This is a genomic window from Microcystis aeruginosa LEGE 91341, from assembly GCF_015206885.1.
Lineage (GTDB): Bacteria > Cyanobacteriota > Cyanobacteriia > Cyanobacteriales > Microcystaceae > Microcystis > Microcystis aeruginosa_H.
In genome coordinates, this window is the sequence record NZ_JADEXY010000149.1 from 1 (window position 1) to 10,124 (window position 10,124).

At 44.7% G+C, this 10,124-nt stretch carries 7 protein-coding genes and 1 pseudogene; 4 read left to right on the top strand and 4 right to left on the bottom strand.

Annotation, left to right across the window (positions count from 1 at the left end):
• Window positions 1-118 precede the first annotated feature (118 nt).
• Window positions 119-1,894, bottom strand: a complete 1,776-nt coding sequence (gene pyk / locus IQ234_RS17855; protein WP_043996104.1) for a pyruvate kinase — start codon at window positions 1,892-1,894, stop codon at window positions 119-121.
• A 156-nt stretch (window positions 1,895-2,050) separates the two neighbouring features.
• On the bottom strand, window positions 2,051-3,742 hold the full coding sequence (locus IQ234_RS17860; RefSeq protein ID WP_193958064.1) for an iron uptake porin: 1,692 nt from the start codon (window positions 3,740-3,742) through the stop codon (window positions 2,051-2,053).
• Between the two features lie 768 nt (window positions 3,743-4,510).
• On the opposite strand from IQ234_RS17860, the gene IQ234_RS17865 reads away from it, so the two are divergent.
• The 3 genes from IQ234_RS17865 to IQ234_RS17875 all read left to right on the top strand — a co-directional run bounded on the left by IQ234_RS17865 (window position 4,511) and on the right by IQ234_RS17875 (window position 6,681).
• Complete coding sequence (locus IQ234_RS17865) at window positions 4,511-5,332, top strand: Ycf66 family protein (protein ID WP_193958065.1); 822 nt, start codon at window positions 4,511-4,513, stop codon at window positions 5,330-5,332.
• A 12-nt stretch (window positions 5,333-5,344) separates the two neighbouring features.
• Entirely contained in the window at window positions 5,345-5,881 is a 537-nt protein-coding gene (locus IQ234_RS17870; protein ID WP_193958066.1) for a TolB family protein, read from the top strand.
• Window positions 5,882-6,159: 278 nt separating this feature from the next.
• On the top strand, window positions 6,160-6,681 hold the full coding sequence (locus tag IQ234_RS17875; RefSeq protein WP_151695715.1) for a TolB family protein: 522 nt from the start codon (window positions 6,160-6,162) through the stop codon (window positions 6,679-6,681).
• 166 nt (window positions 6,682-6,847) lie between these two features.
• Here the strand turns inward: IQ234_RS17875 and IQ234_RS17880 are convergent, their stop codons facing one another.
• Together IQ234_RS17880 and IQ234_RS17885 are read right to left on the bottom strand one after the other, a co-directional pair.
• Window positions 6,848-7,945 (bottom strand): patatin-like phospholipase family protein, encoded by a 1,098-nt coding sequence (locus IQ234_RS17880; protein ID WP_193958067.1) that lies wholly within the window; start codon window positions 7,943-7,945, stop codon window positions 6,848-6,850.
• A 279-nt stretch (window positions 7,946-8,224) separates the two neighbouring features.
• Entirely contained in the window at window positions 8,225-9,514 is a 1,290-nt protein-coding gene (locus IQ234_RS17885) for a glucose-1-phosphate adenylyltransferase (protein WP_193958068.1), read from the bottom strand.
• A 206-nt stretch (window positions 9,515-9,720) separates the two neighbouring features.
• Between IQ234_RS17885 and IQ234_RS17890 the strand changes: the two are divergent.
• A pseudogene (locus IQ234_RS17890) lies at window positions 9,721-10,124 on the top strand (collagen-like protein); the annotation flags it as partial.

Sequence of the window (10,124 nt, forward strand, 5' to 3'; positions counted from 1 at the left end):
GTATAAGAGACAGGTGGGGAAGTGGGGGGATGGGGAGAATAAATAAAACCTGTCTCCTTACTCCTGACTCCCGTCCCCTGTCTCCTGTCTCCTTACTCGGAGAATACTGATAACCGACTCAGTTTTTCATAGTTGCGGCGCCATTGCCAATACCAGAATAAATTAAACCCCGTTGAGCATCGAGACTAATGATCACCCCTTCGCGGATAATTTTCGTGGCATTTTTAACCCCGACAATAACAGGAATACCCAATTTTAAACCGATAGTAGCGGCGTGATTGTTCATCGCATTATCTTCGGTGATAATTCCCCCAGCTTTGCGCATCATATCCACATATTCGGCGCTGGTGGTGGGAACGACTAAAATCTCCCCACTACTAAAACTACCCACTTCTCGGGCATTATGGGCTACTCGCGCCCGGCCACTAGCCACACCCTGGCCGATACCCGTACCTTTACCCAAAAGGGATTTTACCACTTCCACTTTAATTAAATCCGTGGAACCAGCCACCCCTTGCAGAGTTCCCGCCGTCATCACCACTAAATCACCATCCGCGAGGAGGTTATTTTCCTGGGCAAGATTCATCGCCACTTGAAAAGTTTGGCTAGTGGAGGGTAAATCGAGCAATAACATCGGTTTTACGCCCCAAACTAGCTGTAACTGCTGTGCCACTTCCCGATGGGGAGTAACGGCTAAAATCGGGGTTTTGGGGCGAAATCGGGAGACATTACGGGCAGTAGAGCCAGTTTTTGTCAGGGTAATAATTGCCGCTGCCCCCAATTGTTCGGCAATTTGACTGACTGCCGAGGAAATAGCGTTAGGAATCGATTGTTTATTGTTAGAGCGAGCGGCACTATTGATCTGTTCCCGTTCGATCCTTTCGGCAATGCGGGCCATGGTTGCCACCGCTTCGATGGGATAATGACCCACAGCCGTTTCATTGGAAAGCATGACCGCATCAGTGCCATCTAAAATCGCATTAGCCACGTCCGAAACCTCGGCGCGGGTGGGACGAGGATTACTGGCCATACTGTCAAGCATTTGAGTGGCGGTGATAATCGGGATGCCTAGCTGATTAGCGGTATTAATCAGGCGTTTTTGCAGAATTGGCACGTCTTCGGCTGGTAATTCTACTCCTAAATCTCCCCTAGCCACCATCACACCATCACAGAGGGATAAAATTGCCTCCATTTCCTCGATCGCTTCGTGTTTTTCAATTTTAGCGATTACGGGGATAGATTTACCCGCACTGGCGATTAATTCTTTAATTTCGAGGATATCTTGGGGATTACGCACAAAACTAAGGGCGATCCAATCCACATCCCACAGCAGTCCGAACATTAAATCTTTTTTGTCCTTATCGGTTAAAGCTTTTACCGACAGATAGACGTTGGGAAAATTTACCCCTTTATTACTGGATAAGACACCCCCAACCACCACGCGACAGGAAAGATCACCTTTCAGGCGATCCACTGATTCCACCCGCATTTCGACTTTACCATCATCGAGGAGAATTCTCGAACCTTCCGGGACTTCTTGGGCCAGCGAGGGATAGCTAATGGAACTGATTTCCTGATTACATTCCACATCCCTAGAAGTAAGGATAAAGGGTTCCCCCGGTTTCAGGGTAATCGACCCACAGGCAAATTTACCTAAACGAATTTTTGGACCCTGTAGATCCTGAAGGATGCCAATCGGTTGATTGAGTTCAAAGGCTAACTGACGGATCAGGTTAATGCTGTGACGATGGTAATCGTGATCGCCATGGGAAAAGTTTAATCTAAATGTCGTCGCCCCCGCCTTGATCATTTGACGTAATGTTTCCTTATTTTGCGAGGCTGGGCCAATCGTGGCCACAATTTTAGTGCGACGGGGGAAAGACAGAGAGTGCATAGATAAGCAACTAAATAGGCGAAGTAAATATAGCAGCGTTTGGGACGCTCCGATCATCTTCTCATAAATGGTTATATCCAGTGAAAAGTTAAAAGCAAAAAAACGGTGAGATCTACAAATCCCACCGTTTTAGATTGTTTAATCAATCAACTCAGCTTAGAAGCGGAAAGTTGTCCGGATGACACCTACCAAAATGGCGTTACCTTGGTTGTTAGCGTTGAAAACCGCATAGGCACCGGGGGTAATCAGGATGTTTTTGGTGACTGGGAACTTATACTGGGCTTCTACCATGTAAGAGGTTCTGGTTTCTTTATCGGAACGGGGTACTTGACCACCACCTAAAGAGAAGGCCGCACCTTCGGCAAAGAGGTCGAGGACGGAAAGATTAAGGTTCCAAGACCAGATACCAGTGTTATTGTCTCCGATCGCAGCATTAACTCCCGTGGCTGAGGCATTGGCATAACCACCCCATGCCCCTATATTTAAGACTCCAGGGATAACTTGGGCGCTACCCTGTAAACCAAAACGGTCAGCTACAGTGCCGACGTTACCGAAGGGACGCTCCGTCAGAGGGCTGCTGACGTTACCGAATAAACCAGAACTCATACTATCCGCAGTTTGATAACTGCGAACATAGACGAAGTTAATATCGGCAAATTTGATGAAGGAGAAACCAACCTGAGCACCAGCACTGTAGGAACCGTTAAATAAACCGCTACCCGGGTTAGGATTGCTGGCTCCATTAGTGCCACCACTAGCTAGGTAGGTTCCTGTGACTTGGAAAACATCCCCGACATTAAATCTGACCGCCGCACCAACACCATCGGGACCGCGGAAGACGATGTTATTGTAGCGTTGACCGCGAGATAAAGCACCTGTACCGCTATCGGCGAGGAAGGGGTTAGCAGTGATGAAAACGTCATCTAGGTTTAACTCGTTAGCACCAACCCAAACGGTGATTTTACCGAAGGGAGTATCGATGGGAGCGCGGTAGAACAAGTCATCGATGGTGACATCGTTGTCACGACCATTATCGTATGCTAGACGGGTCATGTTGGTTCTCGTTGGACCACTTTGGTTAAAAGTGTTGTTAAAGTTACCCGCTTGTAAACGGGTTCTTAACAAATCTTTACCGGTGAAGCTGGTTTCAAAGTTAAGACGAACCCGATTATTAAATACTGTTTGACTTTGATCTTGATTGCTGGCACCAGTTACCGTACCGTTGGTGTTTCTAATGGCAGCTCGACCACCGAAGCTATCGGCGACACTGAAGATTACCTCACCTCTGAGTTTGGTGGTGGTAGAAAATTGGTTATTTTCCAAGAAAGAAACGCGCTGTTCGAGGTTATCTACTCTGGCCCCTAAAGCCGCTAGTTCGCTTTCAAATTCTTGAACAAGACGTTTTAATTTATCGATATCTTCTCTGAGTACACCCACGCCATCTTGAATTAAACGTTCCATGACGTTTAAACAAGCGTTTAAACCGGCGGCAAATTCCCAACGAGTGGTGGCGCGATCACCACGGAAGGTACGGTCGGGATAACCAACGATACAACCGTAACGTTCTACAAGGCTTCTTAATGCCTCGTAGGCCCAAGCGGTGGGAGATACGTCCCGCAGTTGGTTAACGCTAGTCACCTGGGACATGGAACCTTGATAGACACCCGTATTAATCTGCTGACTATTTTGGGCACTCTGAATACGATCGAGTTGTTGTTGCGCAGCTGGATCAATTTTAAGTTGAGGTGTCCCCGGCATAGTTTGAGCCACTGCGCTGCCAGCAGCCGCCACGGAAGCACCTAATACTAAAGGAGTTACCTTTACTAAATTCTTGAATAGTTTTGACATGGGTCAATCCTCACACCTTACTCTATGGATTGAATGGACTATGAATACAAACAGACTATCTAGATTAGCCTGAATTATACTCACATTCTATGCTAATTCCCCCTTGGCTGGGTTAAGTTAATTTTATGATATGACAGAAAAATTTCTGTCTGATCTTATTAAAATTAGGAATTACTCACTTGACAAATTAACCATGATGTGCGTCGATAAAAAATTGGTCGTTTCAGACTTTTGGCGATTAACTTCCCAACGATAGCGATCGCTGAAAAGTGATCAAGAAATCACGTTAAAATGCCCGAAACCCGCGCACCACATTTAATCAATCCTGTCAATAGGCAAAACCTAAAGATTTTGTTAAAATCTCAGCCATCACCCTTTTCAGTGATCAGTTATCAGTGATCAGCTTCTGAAGGCAAGAGGCAACAGGCAAAAGACAGAATCTGACAATTCTCCTACCTAAAAATAAGGTTAGAAACTAAGCACATCAAAGCTTTTAGCTTAACCAATCAGGCCTTAGATTCGTCCCTTGTTATCAGTGATCAGTTTTCAGTTCACTGATGACTGATGACTGTTTACTGATCACTGATAAAATCTCCCCACTCCCCTAACAATAGTTGTGTAAACGAGGGTGGTTAATATATTGCTAGACTTTGGGGTTAGAATATAGCTCGATGCCTAGAGTTAAAAACAGCAGGATTGCTTCTGAAAGCTGAGGGCTATGGATAAAGACTCGATTCTTAAATTTAAGCACCGAGAAGGGAGATAAAGATGGTCAATTTTGGGCTGAATTCGGCCAGTATCTTGGGAATTTTTCTGGCAGTGGCCGGAGCCGGGTTATACTTCCTGCGCTCGGTGCGGCCGGAACTTTCCAGGGATCATGATATATTTTTTGCCGCCGTTGGGTTACTGTGCGGTTTAATTCTACTTTTTCAAGGGTGGCGACTGGATCCGATTTTGCAATTCGGACAATTTTTGCTGACTGGGGCAGCGGTGTTTTTTGCCTTCGAGACGGTAAAATTACGGGGTTTAACCACGGAACAGGCCCGCCGAGGCACGTCTTTTGTGGATGAACGTCCTGTGAGTCGGGAATATCGGGCCGAATTGGAACCCCTCGACACCTACGAACCGGAGGAACGTTACGAAGATAATCCCCGTTTACGCGGTTACGATGATCCTCGCTCTTCGCGCACTTCTACTTCTAGTTATCAGGACGAGGAACCCCGCAGCACCCGCACCCGTCGGCCGGCCGATACTAGCAGTCGCAAAACCAGTAATCGTCGTCCCCGCAATAGTTCCCCCACTAGCGATCGAGATGTTTATGATCAGCGCCGTAGCGGTGATGATTGGGAAGAAACCAGTTCCCGTCCCCGTCGTCGTCCCGCTAGTGAAGAGACGAGCAGTAAACCGCCCCGCACTAGCCAAAAACGTCGTCCTCGCCCAATAATTGAGGATGATCCGCCATTTAAAGGAGAATACGTCGATTATCAACCGATCGATCCTAGCGATACGAGCGATCGAGAAGATTGGGAGAGACCGGATAATAGTGAACGGGAGTCGAGTAATGATCATCCGACTAGGTTTGATTATTAAGGAGTAGGTCCGATGACCAAAGCTCCCTTTTTCCTGTTTATCTGCTTGTTTTTAGGGGTTATAGGCGGTTGTAATCTCAATAACCCCGGTTTATCTACAGGAACCCTCAATAGTCGCTATAATGACGAAAAACCTGCCCTGAGCGGTGATGGTCGTTGGATTGCTTTGCTGTCTAATCGTCGCGGTAGTAATCAGATTCTGCTGTATGATTTGCAGACAAAACAATACCAAGACCTAGGGGGATTATATACGGGTCAAGAAATTACCGATAGCCCTAGTTTAAGCCAAACGGGGCGTTATCTGGCTTATGTGGTGATTATTGAAGGTCGTCCCGTCATCGCTTTATATGATCGCATTACCGACCGTTCTGAGTTATTGAGTCAAAATTATCGCGGTTGGTTGCGAAATCCCCGTCTTAGTCCCGATGGTCGTTATCTTGTCTTTGAGTCCGCTCGTCGGGGACAATGGGATGTGGAGGTTCTTGATCGCGGTCCGAATATCGAGTTAGATATTGCCGATGGCAGTCCCGTTGAAAGTCCCAAACCGTGAAACCTCATTAGACCTCTTGTAAAAATCAAAAATTGTTGTTAGGGTCAGGAGTCAGGAGTCAGTAGTCAGGAGTCAGTAGTCAGGAGAATTAAGAATGAATAATAATCAATTAAATGGTCTATAGCAATTTCCATAGTTGTGAGGTACAGAGTCTTAGGTTTTGAGGAGTCAGGAGTTAAGATTTTGGTGTACCTCATGAGATTGGGAAACGCTATATTTAAGGATTTTATGCAATTTAATCCTTATTTTTACCGTTTTTGAACCCTCAAAAATTAATTATGCAAGAGGTTTATTTTTTTATTAGTCTTGTTGCTGTAATTAGTTTGTTAACTGGATGTGCGGGTTATCCCAGTTTATTGTCTTTTCCTTTCGATCGAGGGGGGAGAAGTTTAAATAGTGCTGCTAGTGAATTAACTCCCTATCTTGCCTCTCGCTATCTCGTTTTTGCCTCCGATCGCAATGGTTCCCAAGCTATCTATCTTTTTGATGCTATCGATCGCCGTTTATTGCCTTTACCCGGACTAAATTCTCTCGATCAGATCGCTTCTAGTCCTTCCATTAGTGAAGATGGTCGTTATATCGTTTTTACTGCTAGTCGTCAGGGAAAAACGGCGATTTATCTGTACGATCGACAAACTCAACAGAGAAGGGAAATTGCTCCCGATCTCCTCGCGGAAGTACGCAATCCGATCATCAGTGCCGATGGTTCTAAAGTGGCTTTTGAAGCGGCAAAAAATGGGCAATGGGATATTATGATTTACGATCTATCCGGACGGGTATTAGTCAATGAAAATCAGTGATTATTAGACCTCTTGTAAAAATCAAAAATTGTTGTTAGGGTTAGGAGTCAGTAGTCAGTAGTCAGTAGTCAGGAGAAGTAAGAATGAATAATAATCAATTAAATAGTCTATTGACAGATTTCATGCCATTTACTCCTTATCTTTGCGCTTTTTGAACCCTCAAAAATTATCTTAAACCCATAGCTTTTAGTCGATGTTCTAGAAACTGTTTTCCCTGTTTTTCCCCGTCAGCGATCAGACGCTGGATATTGGCAGGAGAGCGATCGAGTTTACTTTCATAGTTGAGACTATTGGCTAATTCCGCCGACATTTCGATCATCGGGATATGGTAATCTTGATCGGGATCTTCTGGGAAAGATTTAGGAATTTTAAATGGTTCTGTTAAGGCAATCTCCCGCAAGAATTCCTCTTTAAAGGCTCCTTTGAGAAATAATTGATTGATCAACTCAATCTGATCGAGACCTTGAAATAGGGAAACATTGCCTTCTAATTCATTGCGGCGATCAGCAATATCATCGGATTGCACGGGGATCTTGTCTCTGGAGGTAGGATTAATTTTAATTACCCAAATTTCATCGGGAATATTTTCGACTCCAACAAATTCACGGCGAATTAAAGAACGGATGGGGGGATTATCAGAAAATAGTCCATCCCAGTAGGCCATAGTTTCAATGGTGACAGCAGGAAAAATGTTAGGAACACAAGCAGAAGCTAGGATATGTTCAATTTTAACTGCTTCCTGGCGCGAGTTAAATTTACTTAATTTTCCTGTCAGGACATTACAGGCCCCAATTAATAAAATTGGGGGTTCTGGTTTAGCTCCCCACGTGGCTAATTCCGAGAAGTCAATATGCGCTCTTAGTAACTGATCAAAGTTGGTAAAGCGACTGCGTAAACCGTAGGTAGCTATAGAAAATAAGGTTTTAGTAATCGGAGAGGAAGGACTGAGATTATACTGGGGAATTAATCCTTTGCTGGCCAATTCTAGAGCTTTAATAGCTGAGTCATTAAATAGTTGTTCTTGGGGAGTTCGAGCGCTATTATCTTCCCAAAAATCAATCATTCTTTTCCAAACGACGCTATCACCTTTTTTGAGAGCATACCAGATAAAAAAGGCACAGATAGCACCCCCGGAAGTACCACTGAGACTGACAATATTAAAGTAATCTTGCACTTTATTGTCAAATAATGCTTTCAAGGCACCGGCAGTAAAAGCAGTTTGACTACCACCTCCCTGACAAGCGATCGCGATTTTGGCTTTCATAAATATCCTTTGAATGGCTTCTATCTAAGCCCTAGGCTTTTAATTTAAGGTTAATTGAAAACTTAGAATCGGATGCAAAAATATAGAAATTTTTCTTATTTTCAGAAGAGCTGCTCGGTAGATGTTGTTATCACTTCTAGAAAAGGATAGGATTTCAAGGGAATTGTCTAGGTAATTAGCTGAAGCCATCAGCCAGAACAAGGTGATAATAACTAGAAAAATGGAAAAACTGAAAACTGAAAACTGAAAACTGATAACTGAAAACTGATAACTGATAGATTAAATTACCGTCCCGTCGGGAATAGTGGCATTTTTGAAAATAACCACGATGCCGCTGCGAACATAGAAACCTAAATCTTCGCGATTAGCTTCTTCCACACGATCTTTGTTAACAATTAAAACATTGGAACCAATGCGAGCATTTTTGTCCACAATTGCCCGACGAATAGTGGAACCGGAACCGATACCCATGGGAACTTTGGCATTTCCGATCAGACTTTCCCGTTCGGGGAAAGACTCATAAAAGTCCGATCCCATCAGCATTGTATCCTCGATCGTGCAGTCTTTGCCCACTCGACTACGAATACCTAAAATCGAGTGATGGATGCGACATTCTTTGAGAATACAACCTTCAGAAATCATCGATTCTGTCACCGTACAATTGAGCATTTTTGTGGGTGGCAGATAGCGAGAACGGGTATAGATGGGGGCTTTTTCGTCGTAGAAACTAAAGGCGGGATTGGGTTGTTGGGTCAGGGCGAGATTAGACTCATAAAAGGCTTCAATCGTCCCGATATCTTCCCAGTAACCTTTAAATAAATAAGCCTGAAGATTGTAGTCTTTAGCCGCCGAGGGAATAATTTCCTTGCCGAAATCGGTCTGTTCTTTATTGGCATCGAGCAGATCGATTAAAACATTCTTTTTAAAGACATAAATTCCCATGGAAGCGATGTAGGGACTTTGACGGGCTTGGTCGGGACTTAAGCCTAAAATCGTCGTATCTACCCGCATTCTTTCCAATTCTGCCCCTTTGGGTTTCTCATAAAAATCAACAATTCGCCCCGAATCATTAATTTTCATCACCCCAAAAGCGGAGGCGCGACGTTCATCGATGGGAACCACCGATAAAGTGATATCGGCGTTAGTTTCCCGATGACGTTCGATGAACTTGCTGTAGTCCATGCGATAGAGATGATCTCCGGAGAGAATGAGATATTCATCGATATCCCAATCCTTCATCGTCCAGATATATTGTCGTACTGCGTCGGCCGTGCCTTGGAACCATTGAGGATTCTCCATGGTTTGTTGAGCCGCCAAAACTTCCACGAAACCATCACTAAAACCCGTAAAATTATAGGTACGATTGAGGTGACGATTGAGGGAAGCGGAATTAAATTGCGTCAACACATAGATTTTGTCAATCTGGGAGTTAATACAATTGCTGACGGGAATATCGATTAAGCGATATTTTCCCGCTAGGGGGACGGCAGGTTTTGCCCGCAGTTTCGTTAACGGATAAAGGCGAGTTCCGGCCCCGCCACCCAAAATAATAGCTAATACTTTTTTCACGCGCGTAACCCTCGCGATTGGCTGTTTCCTTCTCAAAGTAAGTGTAGGATGATAGCGCACCTTATTGATAGAGGGGAAACAAAAATCTAGATCCAAAAGTCATCAAGAGGGAATTGATCGGAGTCTTTGCGGATAAATTCGCTAAAATCATGAATTTTTGGGCTAAATCATTAATATTCACCTTTTTTATCCCTTTACCTTACCTAATGCCCGCCACGGTGACTGGCGATCGCTGTTCTTGGTTAGCCCAAGGTTCCGATGTACAGACTTTCGGTAAACAGGGCCAAAGCGGGAAAGCTGGCAAGGTCGGCAGCCAAGGCAAAAATAGTGACAGTTTAACCCTTTTTCTCGATGGTTCTCCCCTAAAACTCGATATTTCGGGACAAAAAGGGGTCGATGGTGAAAATGGCAGCAACGGCAGCGATGGCAACTGTAGCGGTCAACCTAGCAACGTCACCAGAAATCTTCAGGCGGCCGGTGGTGGTAACGGTGGCAATGGCGGTAATGGTGGTGATGGGGGCAATGGCGGCGCTTTAACCCTCTATGCCACTAATTTAGATTTTTTAAGACAAGTAACGGTCAATGCGGCTGGAGGCGCCGGGGGTTTTGG